We start from the raw sequence: 24,872 nt of genomic DNA, 5'->3' as shown, positions 1-24,872 counted from the left end.
CAATGATAAGTCCCCACCCAGGTCGGCTTGGCCGCCTTCTTTATATAGTCGGCCGTAAATGCCGCCCGGTTCGTGAAGGAACCCGGAGCCTGATCGAAAAGAAACCCGGCCGTCTGCTCAAGCTCCAGCGCGCTCAAATTGCGAAGCCGATCGTTTAATACGACAAAACGCTTTTCCTGGTCCTGCGCGGAACCGATACGGACAAAAGGTTTGTTAGCGGCATGATAATACAAATCAACGGGCTGTCTTTTGCCTCCTTCATTAGAGATGAAATAGAACGCAGGCGTAATCTGCACACCATCGTCCGAACCGAACATGTTGCCTTTAGTCTTAAGGTCAAACTTGATATGATAGCCTGTTTTGACCGAAATGTTCTTATATCCCGCTTCAGGGTGGCTTCCCGGATGAATCGGAAGGATGAAGGGATAGCCTGTCGGCCGTGGTTGACCGTCGATACCTTTTTCCCCTATCCAATATTTCGTTCCGGTGTGTGCTGCACTGCCTTTAGCCGTACGAAACACGTTTTCCCAATTATAATCTGCGATGTCCGTCACTTTAAAATCATAGAGACGTCCGATCACATCGACCGGAACCGTATCAGTGGCAACATGATTGGTCAAGGTTAGGTTAGCCTGCGGTTCTGTCGTAAACGATGCCGGAGCATTTTCCGCAATAGAGCGAAAAAGAACACTGTAAGGACCTTCGTCGACCCATACAGGCATATAAAACGTGGCAGACAATTGCCCTACCGGTATGTCAATCCACGTATGCTTCGGTATGAATTTCATAGATGCGTCGTAAGTGTCAAACGGGAACCACACTTGTTTCTGCCTGGTGTACTTGGCATAATCACGAATTCCGTAACCCGGGATGCCGCGGTGCGGACCCGTTGTGGGTACGGTTACGCTAAAAGGACGGTCAAGGATCAGGGCGGAGCGGTCGTAGGCAGGGGACGTTTTCTGATTATGCGCCTGATCGTCGGAAACCGAAGGCACCATAATGACCGGCGTGTGAACCGTGACGGGATTGATTCCGGGGATGTCGAAGGTTTTGTCCGCTCCTCCTTTAATATTCCCCGGGAGAAGCGTGTACGCGATTGTTCCCGTTGTTGGCTGAGCCTGCCGATTGGCCAGTGTTTTGCTGATCATGTAGCCGGTCCCGTAAAAAGTATCCGCACCTAACCTGGCAGGCTCGGGAATAGGCTTGGGCAGTGGAGCCGCGGCGTCGTGAATCCGGTTGTCCATAAGCGTGACCCCGTCGAACACCAGAAGATCGTTGCTCACTTTGTTAGCGCCGACCGCAGCTTCCGCAGCAGCTTGAAACAAGCCGGTCTCGTTCATAGGCGGGCCTCCGCCGGTACCCAAGTTTACGGAATTGCAGTTCGAGGGTTGTACGTGAGAGGATGCGTCTTCTTTATTTGTGCTTGTTATAACGGGAGGTGTGTAATTTTTAGCGTCCAAGGTAACTGAACCGCCATACCCGCCAAGAGCATAGTTGCTGAGTCGCGCCTGCCCGGACCGATAAATTTCCAAATTATCGATTTGCCAGTAGCCGTAAGGACGCTTGACGGTCATCGTTTGAGTAACTGTCTGGCTCATGGGGATCGGAACGCCGGGCGGAGGAACGGGAACGGTCCATATATACGTTTTGGTGACGGGGACTCTGTAAGTGACCTCTCCGGTCATGTTGGTGAATTTGTTTTGAAAGAGGTAGTGGAGGCTTTGTACATTGGCGTAAAGGCTTTCGGAAGTGGGGATGCCTTCGAGGACGTTAAAGGTTTCGGCACCGCGCCTGTCGGCACGAAGCATTCCGCTTGCTTGGGGGTCCATGGAGTAGCCGCTTTGCGTGAGGCCTCTAGCCGGCGGATTGATCACCGGACTGCATCCGTTGGTTCCTCCGGGAGGCTGGGGATTTCCCGTACCGGGGTTTCCTCCGCCTGAGGAGCCGCAATCTTTGACCGTTAAAGTCACCGATTTCTTCTCATCCAGATGCTGAAGATCATCTTTGAAATGAGCCGTGATTTCCGTTGCTCCAACTGCTGCTTTCAGGGTGATTTTGCCGGTTTGGTCAATGGCTGCGATGGAGGGGTTGGAACTGGCCCAAGTAAGTTTATCGTGTTTTTGGAGGGGCCAGGAGGTGCCGTTCGGCTTAGTCAATATGGCTTCCGCCTGCTGTGGAGAGGAGTCGGAGGTGCAGAATTCGGGCTTCGGGAGATTGATGACAAGGCCGGGGTCTGTCGTAACCGTAATTTCAGCAGCATCTGAGATGCGGTAATCGCCGTTATCCCAAGTTGCTCTTACCTTAACCTTGCCGGCCTTCTTTCCTTGAACTTGTCCGGAGGCATTCACAGTCGCGATGGTTTCGTCCTCGGATTTCCACGTGGTTTCGGTTGTTCGGGTGGCAACGTCATATTCCTTTCCCCAGTCACTCGCTCCCCAGTCCTTTGTTTTGACGTTTGCCTGGAGCTGAACTTTTTGACCTACGGAAATGGACGAGTCAGGTATTACGGTGATTTCTTTTTCCTCGTAGATGTCTCCTGCCCAGGTGATGATTACAGGAGTGTCATATTCAACAATCATTTTGGGACATCCATTTGGTCTTTTCATAAATTCTTCAAGATATGTGGGAACTTTGTTGCCTCCAGTACTGGTTCTAATCAACGCAGTTTCTTTGCCAGTTATATCTGGCTTTGTATTAGCTGGATCGTATGAATTACTGGGTTCATATTCAACCGTATCCAAATGTGGTTTAGTAATGTTCTCAGCCTGAATGATCTTCCCTCTTTCATCTTTCCAGATCTGAGCCGCCCATTTAGAAAGATTAACATCATCAGGTATTTCAGTATACGCTGGTCTCGGATTGTAACAATCTCCATCCCACCCTACATCACTTTGCCCACCAGAATAGTCTACTCTAAAACCACCCGCATCCAATTGGTACCAATAAACCCCAGGAGTAGCTATTCGTGGTTCTGAATATATAATTTTAGGACTCGACTTTTGCATTATGGGTGGTGGTTGAGTAGCAGCCTTCACCTCGGAGAATGAATTTGTTGAAGTTATTAATAGTAAGATAGATATAGCCAATAAAATTCTTTGAAGAATTAGAACCATTCCTTTCGTTTAAATTATTTCCTTAAAATTATCCCACCGTTTTCTCCGGAGTCTGTTGTTAAACTATAAGAGATGTACTCTCTATTGTTTGGCGGTATTTTAGGCATTGTTTGAAGAACCCAAACTGAGTTTTCAACTCCTTTTTGGAAAAAGCCAGCAGATAATAATGGGATTGTTGGAATCCCATATCGTGTAGCTGAAGCATCACTTAATCGGGTAGCAGATGTAATGCCATTTCCCATACCATTAGCTAAGGTGTTTGGATCAATTTTATCTAAATTTGAGGTAATCGAAATTTCAGAAACAGCAATATATCTGTTATTTTGGTACTTTTCAACTTGATCTAAGAACATTTGGGCGTATACACCTGAAGCTTTTGTGCCGATGGTATCAATAAATATAATTCTTTTAACTTTCATTGTTGCGATATTATTTTTTAGAGTTATCTCTTTGTTCAGGATTTTATCGAAGCTTGCTTCCTCATTACTATAATTTTTAGAGTACAAATATTTTGTAATAGAAAGTACATTAGACCCCGTCAGCCCAACCTCTCTAAGCTCGTTAAGCCCCTTGTATTGTTCGGCTTTGTTGCCTTCCACCTCCATAAAACGCATCAAAATGGCGGAGACTTCCGCCCTTGTGGTCGCTTGGGCAAGCCGGAACGTGCTGTCTTCAAACCCGTCTACGATACCGGTCCCCTTTACGAGCGCTACGTAAGGAATCTGGTCGCTGGCAATACCTCCTTTGTAGGTTTCGGGAGTCGGCAGCAGGGTCCCCTTGGTGTCCTCCAACGCCTGTTTAAAGCTTGGTTCCGATTGGGCGAGGCCCGATGAAATCCATTTGATCATCTCGTAGCGCGTCAGCTCCCGGTCGGGTGAAAAGCCGTCCTTATAGTCCCCCAGGTCTATAAAGCCGAGAGCAGCAAGCTTGTTCACCTCCGCTTGGCTCCAGTGGTTTTGCAAGCCGGAAAGGGAGTTCTCTGCCGCCGTAGTGTCCGTTTTCTGCTTTGTAGCCCGGTTCAGCATAGCCGCGAATTCGGCACGCGTAATTTTGCCATCCGGGTGAAAGGTGCCGTCGCTGTACCCTTGTACCAGGTTAAGCTCGGCTGCCTTGCGGATAAGCGTTTCAGCCCAGTGCCCACCTACATCGCTAAAAGACCGGACCGGAACAGCTGCGGCAATCTCTGTCGTAAGGCCAACTGCTTTTGCATCATCATGCAGGAGTAAAGCGGCCGTCCCAAATAAAATGGCAGCTCCCCAAATACTTTTGTTTTTTCTGAGAAAAACCATTAAAAAACCCCTTTTCACACGTTAAATAATAGAATCAGGCACAGCAAATACAAACATGGAGAGTAAACCAATAGCTTTAACTGGTACCACAATGGAAGAGATAAAAAAGGACACGAAAGGACACGAAAGGAGTTAGAGGGACAAGCGGGAGGGGGATGAGGAAAAACAAAGGCACAAAACCTAGTATATACGATCTATCAAATTTTGGAAATAGTGAAAATAAAATCAAATAAATGCACATAAAAAAACCGGCCAGTCGGATTTAATCCGAGGCCGGTCCGGGACTTTTCAAACCATTAACCGCTCACGCCGATAAACACGTAGCGCGCGATAACGAGGACGAACAATACCCACATGAGCCAGTGAATGCTGTGTTTCTTTTCAACGCGGCTGCTCAGCTGAGAAATAACCGCCAGAATGACATAACCTACGATACCAAGAGAAATACCGTTGGCAATGCTGTAAGTGAAAGGCATGAACGTGATGGTCAGGAACGCCGGAATCCCGATCACGAGATCCTGGAAGTCGATGTCACGCACCGTCTGCATCATCAGAACGCCTACGACGATCAAGGCCGCGCCTGTCGCGGAACCCGGAATCAAAGCGATAATCGGAGCGAAGAACAGAGCGAGAATGAACAGGATGCCCGTCGTGAGCGAAGTCAGACCGGTACGGCCGCCTTCCGCAACACCTGCGGAGCTTTCCACATAAGCGGTTACGGTGCTGGTACCCAGCATGGCGCCGCCGCTCACCGCAAAAGCATCGACGAACATCGCTTTACCGACGCGTTTGTTGCCTTCTTCTTTGTTTTTCATGATGCCGGCACGGTTAGCCGTACCTACAAGTGTACCGAACGTGTCGAACATTTCGACGAAGGTAAAGGTCACGATGACCGATACGATGCCGACGCCCATAATACCGGCAAAATCAAACTCCCAGAAGTTAAGCTGGCCGAGATCCGGAATCCAAGGCGTCTGGGGATTGTTCAGCGAGCTCAGGTCAACGTATCCCATCAGAAGAGCGATAATCGTCGTGCCCAGGATACCGAACAAAATCGCACCGCGTACACGGAGCACCATCAGAATGGAAATCAGGACGAGGCCGATCAAAGCCATAATCACGTCCGGGCTTTTAAAGCTGCCCAGCTCAATAACGGTTTCGAAGCCCTTAAGCGGTGTAAACTGGCCTTTCGGAATATCGTTAACGGTTTCAGCCGCAATTGTCATAAGGCCGGTATTTTTCAACCCCACGATGGTGATAAAAAGACCGATCCCCACCGTAATCGCGTGCTTGATTCCGTCCGGAATCGCGACGAGCAGCATCTGCCGCAGTCTTGTAATGGTCAGAATGATAAAAATGATCCCCGAGATAAAGACGGCGGTCAGAGCCATCTGCCAAGTAATCGGGTTGTTGGTGGAAGCGGTGGATACCACGACAGTCGCAAAGTACGCGTTAAGTCCCATACCCGGCGCCAGAGCGACCGGAAAGTTCACGAACAGACCCATGGCGATGGTAAAAATACCGGCGGCCAGAGCCGTCGCGAGAAACACGGGATACCACTCCATGCCTGTTTTGCCGAAAGCGGTCAAGATGTTCGGGTTAATCACCAGCACGTAAGCCATTGCCATAAACGTGGTGATTCCCGCCATAATTTCGGTCCGTACGTTTGAGCCGTTTTCCTTTAATCTAAAAAAACGATCCATTGCAACGAAATCCCCCTTAAATTGGATGAGAACAACAAAAAGCCCGGGCGACGTTTTATCACCTGGGCCGGTTGCAAGAAAGAGCGGCTCCCACGGTCATCGGTCACTTCCTTTGGAAATAAACTTCCCTAATTTGCCGGAGCAAATTCGCGATCGTCCATTTCAAAAAGAGGCGCCAAAGGCCGCTGGGCTGCACGTTCTTTTCGTAGCCAGATCATTACGGTGACCTCGTAGAAACTTCCGGGCCAATCCCCGGAATTATACGAAAAGCATTCAATTTTGTTATTCTTCTTCATTCTAGTAAGCGAATCGGATCTTGTCAATACGGAATAACGAATATTTAACTGGCAAAAAAGAGTTAATGTTCGGGATTTTTTCCATGTAGGCGGAGAGAAATGGAGGCGATAAAAAAGGCCGGAGCCCTTTCGGTAAGGGTCCCGGCCTTGCTCTTTTTATGCTATTCCCACTCGATTGTTGCAGGCGGCTTCGACGTCACATCGTAGACGATACGGTTAACGTTCTCCACTTCGTTGACGATCCGCACGGAGATTTTCTCCAGGATGTCCCAAGGGATACGCGCCCAGTCGGCCGTCATGCCGTCGATGGATGTAACGGCACGGATGCCTACTGTGTAAGAGTATGTCCGGGCATCGCCCATAACACCCACGCTCTTCATGTTAGGAAGAGCCGTGAAGTACTGCCAGATCTCGCGGTCGAGACCCGCTTTGGCGATCTCATCGCGAAGGATCGCGTCGGAATCGCGGACGATTTTCAGCTTCTCTTCCGTTACTTCGCCGAGAACACGGATCGCAAGACCCGGGCCCGGGAACGGCTGACGCCAAACGATGGCGCCCGGAAGGCCGCATTCTTCGCCGACTTTGCGCACTTCGTCCTTGAAGAGCGCCTTAAGAGGCTCGACAAGCTGGAACTTCATGTCTTCGGGAAGTCCGCCTACGTTGTGGTGAGATTTGATTGTGTGAGCCGTTGCCGTGCCGCTCTCGACAATATCCGTGTACAGTGTGCCCTGGGCGAGGAAAGCGAAATCGCCCAGCTGTGCGGATTCTTCTTCGAAAACGCGGATAAACTCGTTGCCGATAATTTTACGCTTCTGCTCCGGATCACTCACTCCGGACAGTTTGCCCAGGAAGCGGTCGCGTGCGTCGATTTTGACAACATGCATATCGAATTTGCCTACAAAAGTCTCCATTACGCTCTCGGCTTCGTCCTTACGGAGCAGGCCGTGGTCGATGAACATACAGGTCAGCTGATCTCCGATTGCTTTGTGGATCAAAATGGCCACAACGGAAGAATCTACGCCGCCGCTCAGTGCGCACAGCACTTTACGGTCGCCGACTTGTTCGCGGATATCGCGAATCGTATCTTCGATGAAGCTTTCCATGCTCCAGTCGCCCGTACAGTCGCAAATATCGAAAATGAAGTTGCGGATCATTTCGCTGCCTTGCGCCGAGTGACGGACTTCCGGGTGGAATTGGACGGCCACGATGTTTTTATCCGGGTGGCTCATCGCCGCGATCGGGCACGTTTCGGTGCTTGCGTCAAGAACGAAGCCTTCCGGCAGATCGCATACATGGTCGCCATGGCTCATCCAGACCACTTGCTTGGAATCCAAGTTCTTCGCAAGACGGCTGTGAGACTGGAATTGAACTTCCGATTTGCCGTATTCGCGCGTAGCGGCGCGTTCCACTTTACCGTTCAACTGGTGTGCGATCATCTGCATGCCGTAGCAAATGCCCATGATCGGAATACCGAGGTCATACACGGCAGGGTCTACGACCGGAGAACCTTCCCCGTATACGCTGACCGGTCCGCCCGAGAAAACGATCCCTTTCGGGTTCAATTCGCGGATTTTGTCCGCTGAAGTATTGTAAGGGAGCAATTCGCTGTAAACGCCAAGGTCGCGAATGCGTCTGGCGATCAGCTGATTGTACTGCCCGCCGAAGTCTAAAACGACAATCAATTCGTGTGATTTTTGGATATCCATGGTCCGCCTCCTAGTATAATCTTGATCATTATATATAACAAAGGCGGATGAATCAAGGCATACCCTAGCCTTCGATCCGCTTCCAAAGATCCAGAATGCGCCTTTTGCCGATAATCCCGCCGCCGCTGCGGTCGTAGCGGACTTCCTCGTACAAAGCGGCAAATTCCTCCAGCGCACGTCGGCGACGGGGATCAAGTCCCGCGAGCCCCGCGACGTACTCGCGCAGCGTCTGCTGCGGGGCGAGGCGACCGTGGCTGCGGAACACTTTCAGCCACAGCCGCTCCATCAGCGCCGTGCTGCCCGTGCCGCGGCGGAGTGCCGCGCTCTTGCGCAGCGGCACCTCGGATGCGCGGCGCGGGACAAAGCGCCGCAGCAGCCAGGCCGCGCCCAGCGCAGCGAGCAGCGCAGCGAGCAGCGCGGCCGCCCGGGCAAGTGCGGGCAGCAGCTCAGCTGCCCAAGGGCCGGCCGTGTCCGCAGCAGCCGTCTCCTCTTCCGGCGAGGAGACGGCTGCGGGCACGGCCTCGGCTCCGGCGCCGGACGGAGCCGCGAAGCCGGGCGTCGGCTCGAACGCGAGCCAGCCGGCGCCCGGGATGTACGCTTCGGCCCACGAGTGGGCGTCGCGGCTGCGGACGGTAACCGCCAGGCTGCCGTCCGGGCCGCGTTCTCCCGCTTGGCCGGGGGCGAAGCCTTTGACCCAGCGGGCGGGAATGCCCGCCGCGCGCAGCATCACGACCATGGCCGACGAGAAATGGTCGCAGTACCCCAGCTTGTCGACGAACAGGAAGTGGTCGACAAAGTCTTCGCCGGCGGCGGGGAGCGTCGGCTTGTCCATGCTGTAGCGGTACTCCGTGCGGAGGTACCGCTCCAGGGCGAGCGCCGCCGCGAGGCGGTCCTGCCCGCTTCCGGCGGTCACGCGCTCCGCAAGGTCGCGGACGCGCTGCGGCAGCCGGTCTGGGAGCTGGAGGTACGCGGCGAGCTCGGCAGGCTCCGGCTCGGCAAGCGCAGTTGAAGCATGCGTGTTCCGCTCGGGGCTTCCGGCTTCCGCGCCTACGGTTTCACTGCGGCTGCCGTTGCCTCCGGCAGCGGAAGTACGGCTATCAGCCGCCGCATTTACTTCGCTGCTGTCAGCTGTGCCGGATCGTTCGCCCGCGCTTCCCGTACGGTCGGCATTTGCACCATTCGCCTCGGGTCCGGGTCTGCTGACGGAACCTGCGTTTGTTTCGCTGCCGCTTACAGTGTCAGAATGCTCGCCTGCGCTTCCCCTGCCGCTGACGTTTGTGCCGCTGGCTCCCGGGCTGCCATTCGCTGCGCCAGAGTAGTCACCTGTGGTTCCCGTACCACTAGCGTTTCCACCACCATTACTTGAACCGGAACCGCCTCCTGCGGTCCCCAAACCGCTGGCATTTTCGTCCACGGCCCCATTCCCTCTACCATCTCCGCTATTTTCCGTTCCAAGTCCACTGCTTCGCAATCCGCTTCTGATCTCGGCGTCGCTCACCGGCTTAATCGCGGACGCTTGCGGGCCCGGATCGGGCATGGACCAGCCGCTGCCGAATGCAAAAAGCTTAACCGTCACACGGTAGGATTGCAGCGGATCATCCGTCACGGGTAGGGCAACTTTCCCGCTTTCGTTGTTCAGCCAGAGGGTCTCCGGCTTAACGGATTGGCCGGAAGTATTTTTGGCTTCTTCCAGCTTCAACACTTCACCTCCGGCAAACAGCTGCATCCCCAGCTGCCCCGAAATCCCTGTGACCTCCTGGGTGTAGGGGCCTTTCACGGCTGCTGCATCAGAGACTTTGCGATCGACCGAAGCCGTGTTACTTCCCTCCGCAGACTGTCCGTTACCGGCGGCCGCTCCGGCTTCAGCCTCTACGGGCGACGCGCCGCCCGTAGAAACCGCATCTCTCCCCGCCGACTCCGTCTGCCCCAACAAAGCCGGGAATGCCGGACGGAGCGTACCGGAAGGCTGGGACCAGCCGCGCCCGTCATAGACGCTCTTGGCTTCCCCGCGCCAATACGCGAGAACCGGCGTCCGGGCGGTAAACACAACCCGGTTGTCGGAAATCAGCGCACCGCCCAGCACGGAATCATCGGCTCCGTATCCCGAAATTCTCAGGGAGGAGGATGAGCCGTTTGCCTGTCCGGCGCCTGAGCCCGTATGTCCGCGCGTAAGCGCAGCCCACTTGTCTGCGGTGGCGGACAAGCTCAGGGGCTTCATTTTTGCCGCTGATCCGGCTTCGCCCGCTGCCCAGGTACCCGCCGCATAGAAAACCGCTGCAGCAAGGACACTGATGCCCATCCACGGCAAAGACCCGCCGCGGCCGGTTTCGGCGATGCCGAATTGTCTCCGCAGACGGGGAACGGTCAGGCCCGCAAGCAGAAGCAGGCCGAGCGCCCCGGTGCGGATCAAACCGGGCGTTGTGTCGATGCCGAGGCCGACCTGGAGGAGCATCAAGTAACCGCCGGTTGCGGCTGCAAACCAGGCCCCGTTTTGCCGGTGCAGCAGCAGTTGATGGGAAGCCGAAATAAAAGCGGCCGCCCCTAACAAAAACAGCAGCGATTCGGTCAATCCGCTAAGTGCGCCAAGTTGACCGGATGCCATATAGCCGAGGTCAGTCAAGAACGTTTCCCAAAGTCTGACCGGCCAAGGGCCGAAAGGAAACAGCTCTTTTTGAAACTGATAGCCCGAAACGGCGGCAATCCCGGCCAGCTTAAGTGTCCATAACAGCGTAAAGGAACGCACGCCGGCTGAAATCAGCAGAAAGTATCCGAACATGACCGCATAAGGAGCGATGCCGAAAGGCTGGAATTCGGCAGAACCGAGAGCAAGCGGACTCAGCCATTCGAGCAGAAGCATATACCAGATCACAGTCAGCGCAGCGTCCCGCACCCAGGGAATCTCCCCCTGTTTTTCAACGAGGCGTCCGGCAGCTTGGTTCCTTTCAGAATAAGTCCCGGAATCCGCTGCTTTATGGGGTGAAATAAGCGATTTTTTAACCGATTGCATCTTCCGCCCCTCCCTCTTTCGGCTTCTCTTGATCTCCCGCGATGCGGTTAGGGACAGACAAATGCTCATTAAAAAAATCAGCGCTGCCGGATGACCGGGACACGACCCCCGGATAAGCGTTGCTGCCGGCCTTCTCCATCTCCTGAATTCCCGCGGAATTATCGGCGGAGGCAGGAACTTTCATTCGTTTCGCTTTATGTTTTTTCATGAAAAATGTTCGTTTGTTGACGGGGGAACCGGAGTTTTTCGCGCTTTGTTTGTACCCCGCGGCAGGCGCCTCGGCAGCCGTATCTTCCGCGGCGGCAAAACAAGCCGCCTCCACCCCGGCTTCACGCAGCACGGAGAGCCGTTTTTGCTCCTGAGACGTAAGCATGTGCGATTGTGAAACGTACACAATCTGCAGAGGCCGTCTTGCGGCAAGCAGTTCCATGGCACAGACAATCAGGGCTTCATCCAAACGTGAAGTCAGATAGAGCAGCGTAACGCCCGGGCCTCTGGAAGCATTCTCCTTGCGCAGCATGTGTACCCCTTTGCCTGTCTCGCCCCGGACGGCCGCCAGCAGTTCCAGAGGCGCGTTTGCAACTGGAGCCGAAGCGCCGTTATCCAGGTTAAAAGAGGATACGCCCTGGAACCCGGGAAAGCTGTACGGCTGCGCCGATTGAGCAAGTACAGCCCTTTCCCGGAAGGAGGTCCCCGTAACGATCCCGCCGGTTCCCGTATCCGGTTCAAGGACGGCGTAGGCGGCAAGGCGGATCCGCTTCTCCAGCATGGCCTGTCCCAGACCACATGGGCCGGATGCCGAGCGCTTGCCGCGGATATGTTTGCTTTTGCCGAAAGCGAGTCGGCGGCGGTCTGCTTGCGGATGTTCATCCGTTCCATCCGGGTAGTTCCGGTCTTCCGAATTTGGAACTAACGTCCCGGTCGGGCTGCCGAGCTTCTCACCCCGGCCGCTTTCCCCGGATCTATCGCTCTCCCTGCTCGTACCGCTCCAGTCTTTGCTCCCGTTCTTGCCTTTTTTTGCGCTTCTTGCACTCTTCCCGCCTTTGGCGCCCTTGCCCGCCGAATGCCCGCATTCGCACCCGGTGTCCGCTCCTCCGCAGCCCGGCTCCGTGTCGAGCACGATAATCCGGGACGGTTTAACCACCCCGGAACGCACCTGCGTCTGCAGCGAGCCTGTACGGGCGGTCGCTTTCCAGTCGATCCATGACATGGGATCTCCCTCGGCATAGGCCCGTATGCCGGCAGACATGCCGGTTGTACGGAGGTGCCGGGACGGCTTCCCCCTGCTTTCGCTTTCCGCCCCCGGCACTCCGCGCAGCCCGAATGATTCAGGCGCCGGGTAGACCGTGAAGGCGGCTTCTGTTTTCACGACGCGCCTTTTGGTGAACAGCCCGAACAAATCCCCGCAAAGCAGCTCTGTCCGTTCCAAAACATACTGTCCCCGTCCCACCTCATCCAGGCTGTATGAAAGTGATACAGTCGGCGCGGTCCAGGGAAAACAAAGCAGCGACTTGCAGCTGCTCTCTTCCCGTCCCTCATGCACCCAGTGCTCGCGGACCACCATCCAGCATACGGGCAGCAGAGAGCGCTGAGTCACTTCAAGCTTCACTTCCACGTTCTGACCGGCAAAAAGCCGGGGCGCCCCGAGCCTGCGGGAAACCTCCGCACCGTTAAGCGTGAAGAAAAGGACGGAAGCGCCGGAGACCGCATTCGCCCAGAGCAGGCACTCGATGATCAGAGGAACCAGTCCCCCGGCAGCGAGGTAAAGAACGTGCGCCCCTAACGCTCCCGCGACGGTTCCCGCCAGATTCAGCCAAGATTTCATCATGGCGTCCTCCTAGCGGACAGCCGCAAAACGCAGCACGGGAATCGGCACGGAAGCGACGGCCGCTTCGACCGCAGCCTGCGGGGTCCTGCCGCCGATAAGCGCGTCCGTCGAGGGCAGCAGCCGATGGGCGAAAACGGGCACGGCCAGGCATTTGATGTCGTCGGGCACGACGTAGCGGCGGCCCTGCATCAGCGCTCTGGCCTGAGCGGCCCGCATCAAGGCCGCGGATGCGCGGGGACTGGCCCCGAGCCGCAGATCGGGATGCCTCCGCGTGGCCCCGGCGAGGCTTACGATATATTCGCGCAGGGACTCGTCGACGTTGACCGTGGCGGCCTCGTTCTGCAGCTGCGCCCATTCTTCCTGCAGCAAAACAGGCCTCAAGCTGTCGGGCGAACGCCGCTGAAGCTGCTGCTCCAGCATGCCGACTTCGTCTCCGTGCTCCGGATAGCCGAGCGACAGCTTCATCAGGAAGCGGTCCAACTGCGCTTCGGGAATGGGATACGTCCCTTCATGATCGAGCGGATTTTGCGTGGCGAGCAGCAGGAAGGGCTTCGGAAGCTCGTAGGTGACACCGTCCACGGTTACGCTGCGCTCCTCCATCGCTTCCAGGAAAGCCGCCTGTGTCCTCGGCAGCGCGCGATTCAGTTCATCGGCCAGAACGACCGGATTCATAATCGGTCCCGGCCTGAATTCGAATGCGGCGGTTTGCGGCTGGAATACGGAAACTCCCGTAATATCCGACGGCATTAAATCCGGCGTGCATTGAATTCTTTTACAGCCGCAGCCTACCGTGGCCGCCAGACTGCGGACAAGCAGCGTTTTGCCTACGCCCGGCACATCTTCCAGAAGAACATGGCCTCCGCACAGCATGGCAATGACGCTTTTCTCGATCACATCCCGTTTGCCGACAACGACTTTGGCGACTTGATCGACTACTTTTTGAAGAAGAGTATGGGGCTGGTCAAATAAGAACGTCCGATTGGAAATCACGGGGAAAGCCTCCTAGTGAAATGATATATTCCCAGTGTTCCCCGTTCTCTATGGAAATAGACTTGCAGTTTGCTAGGAAAAAAGAGCGGTTCCGCCGGAAATCGTCACTTCTCTCCCGCTTTCGTCCGCGTGATAGTCTAGTATGTCGCCGCCCAGCAGCTCTACTGTCTTCCTCAGAGGGACATAGAGACTCCCGTCGAGAAGACGCATATTGGGCAGATGATAGACGGCCGTCACCCCGGCCCATAGGCGCACCGACAAGGTATAGTCGCGCAGATTGTAGTCCAGCCGGGTGAACCCGTAGTCGACGCTCGCTGTGGAGGCCGCCTGGTCCCAGCTGACCTTGGCCCCCATCTGCTGCGCAAGCACTCGCAGCGGCACTTCGAGCCGCTCCTCCCGGAAAAGAGCCTGCTCGGGGGGAAGCACCGTCCTTCTGCCGTCTACGGTCAGCGTCAGAGGAAGCTGCGGCTCCGCCTGCCGGGGCCGGATGGAGCCCCCCGCTCCCACGGCCGCTTCTTCGCCGGACGGGACAGGCGCGCGCCCGCCGGAAACGGAAGCGGCCCAGTCTCTCATCGCCGCAGCCGTCCGGGCGAATTCCGCTTCGCCGGGTGCGCTCCGGTGCCACCGCCCGGCTTTGCGGACGGGGAACTGGGCGGGCTTCACCTGATCGTCCAGCCTCGCGAAGGTATAGCCCTTGTCCCTGAAGTACCGGATAACTTCCGGGAGCGCTTTTACCGTTTCCTTGTGCCCGGTCCCGTCATGAAACAAAACCGTCAGCTCATGCTTAAGCGGAGCTTTACGGATCGAGCGGATAATTTCCGCCGCGGGAACGCCCGTCCGTTTGGAGTCCTCGCTGTCGATATCCCAATCGAACAGCGTGTAGCCCGCTTCCTTCATGTAGTAGAAGTAGAAGGCATCGAAATTCTCGGCGGTTCCGCCGGGTGCCCGCATCAAACCGGTCCGGAAACCGGCCGCTTTCTCGATAGCCCTGTCGGTCTGCTCGACCTGCTTCCAGAAGCCTTTGTAATCCGAGTACAGCTTCTTGTAGGTATGATCGTAGCTGTGGTTGCCAAGCGCGTGGCCTTCGGTGACGATCCGCTTGACCATCTTCGGATTTTCCTCCACGTGCTCTCCGACGACAAAAAATGTGGCGGGGATTCCTTCTTTTCGCAAAATATCCAGCACTTCCGGTGTATATTTGCTCGGTCCGTCGTCGAACGTCAAATAGACCGTCGGTTTGTCAGGAACAGCGTAGGGCCGGTCCGAGGCGACCTTCTGCCCGCTTATAAGCGCTTCGTAAATACTCTCTGCCGGATCGCCGTCCGCTTCGGCCGCATAAGCTCTGTACGCAGGCTGTATGGACGGAAATACAACGAAAATAAGGAGAAGGATAAGAGCGATCCGGGTGAAGCGAAAGTGGGACAACTTCGTTTTCAGCATGACAATCCCTCCGCATTATTCAATCATTTGGCTGCTGATAGAGTATATGAGAGAGTTGCCGGGGGTATGCTTTTGCACGTAAAAAAGAGCCCGGCTGACGCCAGGCTCCCGTAATTAAGCGGTATGCGGATAGATAAATCTAGCACTTTATTTCCATACGAGGGTCAAATAGCGGCGGTATACATCGTCAAGCAGGGGCGTCGGGTCCGTCAGTTCCGCCGTGCTTGCCGCGGCCACCTTGGTCAGATGCTCGATCTCTTTCCCGATGAACGCGTGGATCTCCTCGACCCTCGCTTCGAGATCCAGTTCTTCCCCGGCTATTTTTCTCCTTAAAAGCTCATTTATCTGATCTCTCAACCCGGATTCGGGCAGAAGCCTATCTACCAGCTCCTGAAAAAGAATAGGCGGGGTCGTGTCGTTTTCCTCGATCCATTTGCAGGCCAAAATCGGACGGAGCACGTAGAAATATTTTTTGATCCGGACCTGGTCCCTTTGGAGGTATTCCCGGAAATTGCCCTTCGCCATGCTCAGATAATGATGAAGCGACGCCTTGGGCGAGAATACCTCGCTGCGGAGGCGGAGCATCTCTTCCTTGAATCCGTAAGCTTCGTGATAGACGATATCCGAAATCAGCCATTCCATAAGAGGCGGATTCGATTTGCGGAACAGCTTCAGCGCTTTCCGGATATCCCAGCCGTTAATATCAAGCATCTCGTTGATCGGCACTTCGATCACGTCTCTTTTGTCGTCGATGGAAAGATACCATTCGGGTCTGCGGACATAAACAAACCGCACGTCATAGTCGCTGTCCCTGGAAGGAAATCCCCAGGCGCGGCTTCCCGACTCAATGGCAAACAAGACTTTTACCTGCTCGTTCTCTTCGATTTCTTTTAATTTTTCACGTATGACCGCTTCCATAAAAGCCCTCCGGTTTCCGAAATTTTTCAGTTCTTCAATCAATCCGGCGCTTTTTGGGGTAAAAGCAGATTAAAAGCTTAATCTGTAACCTGCCGCCTGTTCCAGGGAGCTAAACGTTAGCGCAGTTAACCGCAAACCAGACTAATTAAAGAGGTGAAACGAATGGGAGATATTAAAGTCGGCGTGATCGGGACCGGATTCTCGGCCATGGCCCACATCGAGGCCCTCCAGCGGGTGCCTTCGGTTCAAGTCGTCGCGATTGCTTCTTCACGGCTGTCGCATGCGGAGGAAGCGGCGGCCCGCTACCGGATCCCCATGTATTACGGAGACGCCATGGAGATTATCCAGGACCCAGATATCGACGTTGTACACAACTGCACGCCCAATCATCTGCACTACACGTTCAATAAGGCGGCTCTGCTTGCCGGCAAACACGTCTTGTCCGAAAAACCGCTCTCCGTTACCGTCGAGGAGTCGGATGAACTCCAGAAGCTTGCGCGGGAAAAAGATCTCGTCGCCGGCGTGGCGTTTATTTACCGCCACTATCCCCTCGTCGAGGAAATCAAGCAGCAGATCGCTTCCCGGACATACGGCAAGCCGCACTATGTGCTGGGCGGGTACCTCCAGGACTGGCTGCTGTACGAGACAGATTATAACTGGCGCATGGATTCGCGCCTGAACGGGCCCTCACGGGCGGTGGCGGACATCGGCTCCCATTGGTGCGATACCGTCCAGTACGTGCTGGGCACCCGGATCGTGTCGGTCTTCGCGGACCTCGGAATCGTCCATCCCGTACGGTATAAGCCCAAGGACGAGCAGGCCACGTTCACGAACGCCGCGCCTAAGCCGGAGGATTGCGAACGCGTTGAGGTGGACACCGAGGATTTCGGGTCCATTCTGGTCCGGTTCGAGGACGGCACCAAAGGCGTCTTCTGCATCTCCCAGGTCAGTCCCGGCCGTAAAAACAAGCTGTATTTCGAGATTTCCGCCGAAAAAGGCGCCCTGCGCTGGGACCAGGAGGAAGCGAACCGGCTGTGGATCGGCTCCCGTGATGTGCCCAATCAGATCCAGATGCGCGATGCCAGCCTGATGAGCTCCCAGGCCGCCTCCATCACCCATTATCCCGGCGGTCATGAAGAAGGCTGGCCCGATGCGCTTAAAAACCTGCTGCTCGACTACTACTCTCTCATCAGCAAGCGCAGAGCGCGCCAGACGGATGAAACGAGCTCCAAATTCGCTACGTTCAATCAGGCTTGCGGCGTGATGAGAATCGTCGAAGCGGTTCTGCAAAGCCATGAGCGCCAGCGATGGGTGGACGTGTAAGTTACCGCCCTCTTCTTCCGCTCTTCTCCCGCTGTCCAAGTATGCAAGCGGGTTTCTTCAAAACCGCTTAGTGTTCCTTCAGATAAGCCAGTGCTTCCTCAATATGGCCTTTCACTTTGACCTTGCGCCATTCCTTGACAAGGATGCCTTCTTCGTCGATGAGAAACGTCGAGCGTTCGATACCCATAAACGTCTTGCCGTACATGCTCTTCTCTTTCCAGACCCCGTAGATCTCGGCTACCGCGTGGTCTTCATCGGCCAGCAGCAGGAAGGGCAGGCTGTACTTGTCGATAAATTTCTCGTGCCGTTTCAGAGAATCCGTGCTGACGCCCAGAATGACGGCGTTTAAAGATTCGAATTCCGTATGCTTGTCCCTGAAATCACACGCCTGGGTCGTGCAGGCCGGCGTCATGTCTTTCGGATAGAAATACAGGACCACTTTCTTCCCTTTAAAATCGGACAATTTCACCTGCTGCCCGTTGTTGGCCGGCAGTTCGAAATCCGGTGCTTGCTGCCCCGTGTTTATACTCATATCGGGAGCCTCCTTCGGTTCGTCGTTTTTGCATTAGTTTCCATTATACTCATCTAACGGATTCATTGGAAATCGAGTTCAAGCCTGTTACGCAAAAAGACCGGCAGCGTTGTCCGCTGCCGGTCTTTCTTTCATTCCCTTGACTGTATTGCTTGCTGCATGCCGCCGTTCTTACTCGGCTTGCTCCGTCTGGGCTTGTTTCTGGTTTTTCTTCTGAGGCTTATCACCCTTCTTCGCGTCGATAAACTTCTCCAGCGAAGGAGTCAGCTCTGTTTTCAGCTTCTCAAGAAGCTGCTCTCTTGTGATACCTTTGGCCGACGCAATCTCGGCGACGGTTTTACCGGCTTCCTGCTGCGTTTTCAGCTCTTCCTTGGTAATGCCGAGGATAGCCGCAAGCTTCTCCGGATCTACAAAGCCGCCGCCGCGGCCGTGCTTGCCGCCTTTAAAGTCTTTGAAGCCGGTAGTTGTGACGGCATTCTCGATGCGTTTTTGAAGGTCCGCTTTCAGTTCGGCCGCCTTCGTGCTGTCGATTTTGCCTTCGGTTACTTTGGCATCAATCTCTTTCGTGGAAGCTTCCACCAGCTTCTTCACCAGGTCCGCCTGGCTGATGCCTTGAGCTTCGGCCAGCTGAGCCAGGGATTTGCCCGCTTTCAGCTCGGTGATCAAGGCGTTTTCTTCCAGACCGAGAACGGCTGCCGCATCTTTCAGGTAAGATCCCGGACCGCCGAATTGTCCGAAAGGTTTGCGGTCCTTGCCGTCATGCTTGAATGGCGCCGACTGCTGAGTCGACGTTTGACCCGAATCGGTGCTGTCGGCTGCGAATACCTGGCTGGAAAGAGCCGCTCCTCCGCCAAGCAGAAGTGCTGCGGTCAACGTGGATACCATCAATTGGCTGCGGGTTTTATTCATTCTTATTTCCACCTTTCAAATGGGGGCTTGTTTATGCTACATCCCAAGTATAGGCAGGAATTATGACGGAACTTTTACGCCAAGCTTAGCGGCAGCTAAAACTTTGCTGAAAGCAACCTGAAAATTGTGGCAGCTTCCTCTCACCCGCCGAATCAGGACCCCGCCCCCCGGTAGCGCTTGACCCCGATGTTCCACACGCTCAGGCCGATCGTAATGAAAATGATCCCCATGACCGGCGTCAGCAGGGCGAAGCCCTTCCAATTGAGCGGATCCAGGAAATAAGCCGCCGGATAAAACCCGACGAATGCGAACGGCAGAATCCACGTCAGAATACCGCGAAGCAGCTTGTTGTAGATCGTGACCGGATACCGCCCGTAGTTCTGGATGTTCCAGATTAGAGGCATAATGCCGGTCGGCGAATCGGAAAAGAACGCAAGCGCGCTCAGCGAGACGTAAATGCCGCCGTAAATCAGCACGCCGGACACGACCATCATCAGCATCACTAACGGATCGCTCCAGTGGACCGGCAAATCGAGCTGGCCCCACGAGTAGATCATCACGACCAGTCCGGCTAGAGCGCTGAACAGGGAGGCCGGGTCCATGTTCTCCAGCATAACCTGCCACAGGCTGTGGGCCGGACGGGTCAGAATGCGGTCCATTTCCCCTTTGACGATATAGCGCTCGCTGAAATTCCACAAATTGAAAATCGTCGAGAACAATCCGTACGGGATCATAAAGAAGCCGTATACGAACAGAATCTGATCGCGGTTCCAGTCTCCGAGAAGCGCGGTCTGCTGGAAAACGACGAGAATAAACACGAGGTTCAACCCGTTGAACAGCAAATCCGAAACGACCTCGATCCAGAAATCCGAGCGGTAGGTCAGCCTGGTTTTCAAATAATTTTTCAGGTAATCCAGAATAAGCGATAAATAGAACATGCGTTAACCCCCCTGCACGAACAGCCGGGTTCTTGCTTTATGCCACATGAAGGCAATCGGCACAAGAAGCGCGACGAACCAGATGATTTGAATCGAAACCGCCTGCCATACGGCGCTTCCGGTCATTTTGCCGGTAATCACCGAACCGGGCAAATACGTAATAGCCTGGAACGGCAGCCATTCCAGGAGCTTCGCCGTCCAGCCGGGGAACATAGTGATCGGCAGAATCAGCCCGGAGAACAGATCGACCGCCACCCGCTTCATCCGCATCATACCCTCGCTGTTTTCCAGGAAAAACGCGGACAATCCCGTCATAATATTAATCTGGGAATTGATTAAGAAAGCGAACAGCAGCATGAGCAGATAGACAAGCCACAAGGATAGATCCGTCGGCAGCTCGACCGGGAACAAAAGTGAGACGATCACGAGACCCGGCGTCGTAAAGAGAAGGAACCGGAACAAGCCTTCTCCGAGGCCCTGCATCATTTTGTACACGACATAATTGTAAGGACGGATAAACTGGATCGCGACGCTCCCGTCCCGGATTTCATTCGCGATTTCCCGGTCCAGGTTATTGAAGTAAAAAGCGCGGCTCATCCAGGACACCACGATATACGTCGTCATCTGTCCCAGCGTCTGGCCGCCAAGCGTTTCCTGACTGCCGTAAATCGCCTTCCACAGGAAATAGTAGGAACCGATGTTGAGCGCGTACACCAGGATGCCGCTGTAATAGTTAACCCGGTAGGCGAGCATGGTTATGAACCGGATGCGGATCAGCTCCACATAAGCCTTATACATGCGGCACCGCTCCTTTATCCTCTTCGGCCCCGCTGCCCGGCTCCCCCGCTTCCGGCGCGGACGGCTTCCGGACTTCGGCCGAACCGGATTTGTAAATCTCGCGGACGATATCGTCGGTATTCGTTTCCAGGATGCGGATATCCGCGATCCGGACGACACCGACGATCCGCGCCAGAACGTCGGACACGTTGGCGCTCCGCTGCGGGATGAACACACGGGCGTCCAGCGAGCTGTCCTGCTCCCAGGTCACGTCCAGACCTTCCGTGAGCAGCTTCAGACTTTCAAGAGGCACCGGGTCGTTGAACTGCAGCACCACTTCCTTGCCTTTGCCCCACGTCTCCTTCAACTGATCGAGACCGCCGTCGTAAATGATGCGTCCGTCGTCCAGCATGATGACCCTTGAACATAGGGCTTCGATATCTTGAAGATCGTGCGTGGTAAGCAGAATGGTCGTCCCGTATCGCTGGTTCAGCGATTTCAGGAACTCGCGGATCTCGGTTTTCACTACGATATCGAGCCCGATCGTAGGCTCGTCCAGGAAAACGATCGCGGGGTTGTGCAGCAGCGAAGCCGCAAGCTCGCAGCGCATCCGCTGACCGAGACTCAGCTTCCGGACCGGCCGGCTGAGCAGCTCGCCGAGCTGGAGCCGGTCGGACAGCTCGTCCAGCCGCGCTTTAAAATCGTTTTCCGGAACCCGATATACTTTCTTAAGCAGCTGGAACGATTCGATGACGCCGATATCCCACCACAGCTGGCTCCTCTGGCCGAAAACGACCCCGATGCCTTTGACAAAAGCTTCGCGGTCCTTGTAGGGGATATATCCGTTCACTTGAAGATGGCCCGAAGTGGGAACGAGAATGCCCGTGAGCATCTTGATCGTCGTCGATTTGCCGGCGCCGTTCTCTCCGATATAGCCGCAAATCTCTCCCTCGGGGATTTCAAAACTGATATCTTTAACGGCCGTAACCTGGTTATATTCACGGTCGAACAGATCGCGAAACGCTCCTTTGAGCCCGCTTCTGCTTTTCTGCACGCGGAACTCTTTGCGAAGATCTCTCACTTCGATGGCTGGCATGTTTTCCTCCTGCTGTTTAGTTGGACTGGGAAAGTTTGAAAGCCCTGTGAATTCATGTGTAACTTGCGGCAGAGAAGAAGTTGCCCCTATAATGAAATACATGAGTTCGCCATTCCCACCCCTCATCATACAACAAAAGAGCTTTTTGTAAAAATACCCGGAGGCGGCTCCGGTACAAATCGCGGGAATACGGAAGCCTTGTTTCAGCAGCCGGATATCCAGTTAATCATGTACAGACAACGCCTATTTTATAGATGGAAAGGGAATGAACTCACATGCCGAAGCCCCAAAAAAGACGGGTAAGACCGTGGCGGATGCTGATTGTCGGGATTATTTTCGCCCTGATCTGCACCGCAGGCTATTTTGCTTACAGCATATACAGCTTCGCCGATAACATTAACAATAAAGACGCAATCCAGGGATTTGATAAGAAGTACCAGGGGGACGACTATAAGCCTCCGGTCTGGGAGGGAACCGGGCGCGTGAACGTGCTTCTGCTCGGCGCGGACTCCAGGGGCGTAGAGAACGGGGAGCCGCCGCGCTCCGATACGCTCATGATCGCCTCCATCGATCCCGTGACCAAGAAGGCCTCCCTGATGTCTATTCTCCGGGATACCTGGGTCAAGATCCCCGGCAACGATGAAGGGCGCATCAATTCCGCTTTCACCATCGGGGGGCCCAATCTGGCGATGAAAACCGTCAGCGAGCTGACCGGGATTCCGATCCAGTACTACTTGTACACGGATTTCAAAGGGTTTATCGCCCTTGTGGACGCCATCGGCGGAATCGACCTCGAAGTCGAGAAGGACATGAAGTACACCGATGCCGCGGACGGACACGTATTCGATATTAATTTGAAAAAGGGCATGCAGCATCTGGACGGCCAGACCGCTCTGCAGTACGTCAGGTTCCGCCACGACGCCCAGTCCGACTACGCCCGTACGGAACGCCAGCGCAAATTTTTGACGGCAGTAGCCGACAAAATGCAGAGTACGCAATCCATTCTTAAACTACCTTCCATTTTGAAGGGCATGGAGCCTTACATCAATACGAACATGTCATTTGGGGATATGCTGAAACTCGGCGGGCTTGCCTTCGACGCGAGAGCCAAAGGCATTCAGAGCATCCAGCTTCCGCCGGAAAACCTGGTCGTCGAACGCAGAATCAGCGGGGCACAGGTCCTCTCCGTCGACAAGACGAAGCTCAAGCGCTACATTGACGATGTATTCGACGGCATGACGGACGTTCCCGCAGCAGGCACAGGAACCGGTACAGGCACCGGCTCGGGAAGCAGCACGTCCGGCGGCAATTCAGGAAGCTCGTCTTCCGAAACCTCCGGCGCCAACAAGAACACCAGGCAGTAAAGCTTTCTAACGTGACCGTCTCCTCCGGGGAGACGGCACGTTATTTTTCTTCCCGGCCTCCGCCATTCGGTGATAGGCTATAGAGGACACGATCCAACTACATAAACAAAGGAGTTACAAAGCCATGAATCATACACGTTCCGAAAAGCTCCATGAAGAAGCGCTCCAGCATATCGTCGGTGGAGTCAACAGCCCTTCCCGTTCGTTCAAAGCGGTCGGAGGCGGCGCTCCCGTATTTATGAAGCGTGCGGAAGGCGCCTACTTCTGGGACGAGGACGATAACCGATACATCGACTATCTAGCCGCTTACGGACCGATTATTACGGGACACGCCCATCCGCATGTGACCGAAGCCATCATCCGCGCCGCCCGCAGCGGCACGCTCTATGGCACTCCGACGGAACTTGAAATCACCTTCGCCCGGATGCTGAAGGAAGCCATTCCGTCGCTGGACAAAGTCCGATTCGTCAACTCCGGCACGGAAGCCGTCATGACGACCATCCGCGTGGCGAGGGCTTACACCGGCCGCACGAAGATCATCAAATTCGCCGGCTGCTACCACGGCCATTCCGATCTCGTGCTCGTCGCGGCCGGCTCCGGCCCGTCCACGCTGGGCACGCCCGACAGCGCCGGCGTCCCCGCTTCCATCGCGCAGGAGGTCATCACCGTGCCGTTCAACGACATCCCGGCACTGGAAGAAGCCCTGGCGCGCTGGGGCGGCGACATCGCCGCGGTGATGGTTGAGCCCATCGTCGGCAACTTCGGCATGGTGATGCCGAAGCCGGGCTTCCTCGAAGGACTCTGCGCCGCCGCGCGCGCAAACGGCTCCCTCGTCATCTACGACGAGGTGATAACCGCGTTCCGTTTCCACTACGGAACGGCGCAAACTTACGCGGGCCTGAACAGCCGGCCCGAGGAGATCGAGCCCGACCTTACGGCGCTCGGCAAAATCATCGGCGGCGGTCTGCCGATCGGCGCATACGGCGGCCGTAAGGAAGTGATGGAGCAGGTCGCTCCGCTCGGACCCGCGTACCAGGCCGGCACGATGGCGGGCAACCCCGCCTCCATCTCCGCCGGCATCGCCTGCCTCGAGGTGCTGAGGCAGCCCGGCACGTACGAGCGCCTCGAGCAGCTCGGCGCGAAGCTGGCGGGAGGCCTCCGCGAGTCGGCCTCCCGCCACGGCGTCGCGCTGACCGTGAACCGCATCGCCGGCGCGATCTCGACGCACTTCTGCGACCATCCGGTCACGAACTACGACGAGGCGCAGGACACGGACGGCGAGCGGTTCGGCCGCTTCTTCCGGCTCATGCTGGAGCGCGGCATCAATCTCGCGCCGTCGAAGTACGAGGCGTGGTTCCTGACCACCGCGCACACCGACGAAGACGTAGCCCGCACGCTGCAGGCGGCCGACGAGGCCTTCCGCCTGCTGGGCTGATGCTCCGGGGCGGAAGAGTCGTTCTTACGACGTCTCCTCGCAGCCCTGGCTCCGTCTCTTGTCCGTCGCATTTGTGATGCCGGCGCAGGCCGGAGCTTCGTATCCGCGTGCACGAAAAGCCGGACATCGGCTCAAGCGGCCGCTCCATCCGCGCCGTAAGCGCCGCCTTACGCTCGCTGCGGTGCGCACCGTAGCGTGAGGCCCAGCC

At 55.6% G+C, this 24,872-nt stretch carries 17 protein-coding genes and 1 riboswitch (1 of these 18 cut by a window edge); of the genes, 3 read left to right on the top strand and 14 right to left on the bottom strand.

The annotated features are described in order from the left end of the window. The 9 genes from AC2TF6_RS04435 to AC2TF6_RS04395 form a co-directional block, all read right to left on the bottom strand. Window positions 1-2,933, bottom strand: the 5' portion of a protein-coding gene (locus AC2TF6_RS04435) for a DUF5704 domain-containing protein (RefSeq protein WP_491310069.1). It extends 445 nt beyond the left edge of the window; the window shows 2,933 of its 3,378 coding nt (coding positions 1-2,933); the start codon lies at window positions 2,931-2,933; its stop codon lies beyond the left edge, outside the window. 194 nt (window positions 2,934-3,127) lie between these two features. Further along, the gene (locus tag AC2TF6_RS04430; RefSeq protein WP_491310068.1) at window positions 3,128-4,402 is read right to left on the bottom strand and encodes an S-layer homology domain-containing protein; all 1,275 of its coding nucleotides are present in this window, start codon (window positions 4,400-4,402) and stop codon (window positions 3,128-3,130) included. Between the two features lie 296 nt (window positions 4,403-4,698). Beyond that, window positions 4,699-6,105 carry an NCS2 family permease gene (locus AC2TF6_RS04425; protein ID WP_491310067.1) on the bottom strand — a complete coding sequence of 469 codons (1,407 nt, stop codon included), beginning with the start codon at window positions 6,103-6,105 and terminating at the stop codon, window positions 4,699-4,701. A 186-nt stretch (window positions 6,106-6,291) separates the two neighbouring features. Then, window positions 6,292-6,391: riboswitch (purine riboswitch) on the bottom strand. Between the two features lie 171 nt (window positions 6,392-6,562). Then, window positions 6,563-8,107 (bottom strand): glutamine-hydrolyzing GMP synthase, encoded by a 1,545-nt coding sequence (guaA, locus tag AC2TF6_RS04420; protein ID WP_491310066.1) that lies wholly within the window; start codon window positions 8,105-8,107, stop codon window positions 6,563-6,565. A gap of 64 nt (window positions 8,108-8,171) precedes the next feature. Then, the gene (locus AC2TF6_RS04415; RefSeq protein WP_491310065.1) at window positions 8,172-11,114 is read right to left on the bottom strand and encodes a DUF4129 domain-containing transglutaminase family protein; all 2,943 of its coding nucleotides are present in this window, start codon (window positions 11,112-11,114) and stop codon (window positions 8,172-8,174) included. Continuing rightward, on the bottom strand, window positions 11,101-12,942 hold the full coding sequence (locus AC2TF6_RS04410; RefSeq protein WP_491310064.1) for a DUF58 domain-containing protein: 1,842 nt from the start codon (window positions 12,940-12,942) through the stop codon (window positions 11,101-11,103). Before AC2TF6_RS04410 ends, AC2TF6_RS04415 begins: the two co-directional genes overlap by 14 nt. A 9-nt stretch (window positions 12,943-12,951) precedes the next feature. Then, a complete protein-coding gene (locus AC2TF6_RS04405) occupies window positions 12,952-13,932 on the bottom strand; it encodes an AAA family ATPase (RefSeq protein ID WP_491310063.1) in 981 nt (326 codons plus the stop codon). Window positions 13,933-14,004: 72 nt separating this feature from the next. Then, a complete protein-coding gene (locus AC2TF6_RS04400) occupies window positions 14,005-15,372 on the bottom strand; it encodes a polysaccharide deacetylase family protein (RefSeq protein ID WP_491310062.1) in 1,368 nt (455 codons plus the stop codon). A 147-nt stretch (window positions 15,373-15,519) separates the two neighbouring features. Beyond that, window positions 15,520-16,290 carry a nucleotidyltransferase domain-containing protein gene (locus AC2TF6_RS04395; protein ID WP_491310061.1) on the bottom strand — a complete coding sequence of 257 codons (771 nt, stop codon included), beginning with the start codon at window positions 16,288-16,290 and terminating at the stop codon, window positions 15,520-15,522. Between the two features lie 162 nt (window positions 16,291-16,452). On the opposite strand from AC2TF6_RS04395, the gene AC2TF6_RS04390 reads away from it, so the two are divergent. Then, window positions 16,453-17,613: a Gfo/Idh/MocA family protein gene (locus AC2TF6_RS04390; RefSeq protein WP_491310060.1), complete on the top strand. Its 1,161-nt coding sequence runs from the start codon at window positions 16,453-16,455 to the stop codon at window positions 17,611-17,613. Between the two features lie 67 nt (window positions 17,614-17,680). Here the strand turns inward: AC2TF6_RS04390 and bcp are convergent, their stop codons facing one another. The 5 genes from bcp to AC2TF6_RS04365 all read right to left on the bottom strand — a co-directional run bounded on the left by bcp (window position 17,681) and on the right by AC2TF6_RS04365 (window position 21,865). Continuing rightward, window positions 17,681-18,145, bottom strand: a complete 465-nt coding sequence (bcp, locus tag AC2TF6_RS04385) for a thioredoxin-dependent thiol peroxidase (protein ID WP_491310059.1) — start codon at window positions 18,143-18,145, stop codon at window positions 17,681-17,683. 171 nt (window positions 18,146-18,316) lie between these two features. Next, complete coding sequence (locus AC2TF6_RS04380) at window positions 18,317-19,054, bottom strand: hypothetical protein (RefSeq protein WP_491310058.1); 738 nt, start codon at window positions 19,052-19,054, stop codon at window positions 18,317-18,319. A gap of 152 nt (window positions 19,055-19,206) precedes the next feature. Beyond that, window positions 19,207-19,992 carry an ABC transporter permease gene (locus AC2TF6_RS04375; protein WP_491310057.1) on the bottom strand — a complete coding sequence of 262 codons (786 nt, stop codon included), beginning with the start codon at window positions 19,990-19,992 and terminating at the stop codon, window positions 19,207-19,209. A 3-nt stretch (window positions 19,993-19,995) separates the two neighbouring features. Beyond that, on the bottom strand, window positions 19,996-20,790 hold the full coding sequence (locus AC2TF6_RS04370; RefSeq protein ID WP_491310056.1) for an ABC transporter permease: 795 nt from the start codon (window positions 20,788-20,790) through the stop codon (window positions 19,996-19,998). Beyond that, window positions 20,783-21,865 carry an ABC transporter ATP-binding protein gene (locus AC2TF6_RS04365; RefSeq protein ID WP_491310055.1) on the bottom strand — a complete coding sequence of 361 codons (1,083 nt, stop codon included), beginning with the start codon at window positions 21,863-21,865 and terminating at the stop codon, window positions 20,783-20,785. Before AC2TF6_RS04365 ends, AC2TF6_RS04370 begins: the two co-directional genes overlap by 8 nt. 275 nt (window positions 21,866-22,140) lie before the next feature. Between AC2TF6_RS04365 and AC2TF6_RS04360 the strand changes: the two genes are divergently transcribed. Beyond that, window positions 22,141-23,229 (top strand): LCP family protein, encoded by a 1,089-nt coding sequence (locus AC2TF6_RS04360; protein ID WP_491310054.1) that lies wholly within the window; start codon window positions 22,141-22,143, stop codon window positions 23,227-23,229. 124 nt (window positions 23,230-23,353) lie between these two features. After that, the gene (locus AC2TF6_RS04355) at window positions 23,354-24,664 is read left to right on the top strand and encodes a glutamate-1-semialdehyde 2,1-aminomutase (protein ID WP_491310053.1); all 1,311 of its coding nucleotides are present in this window, start codon (window positions 23,354-23,356) and stop codon (window positions 24,662-24,664) included. The last annotated feature ends 208 nt before the right edge of the window (window positions 24,665-24,872 follow it).

The sequence above is a fragment of the Paenibacillus sp. JNUCC 35 genome (assembly GCF_058269095.1).
The sequence above is the reverse complement of the archived record's forward strand: the minus strand, read 5'-3'. Positions and strand labels throughout refer to the sequence as shown.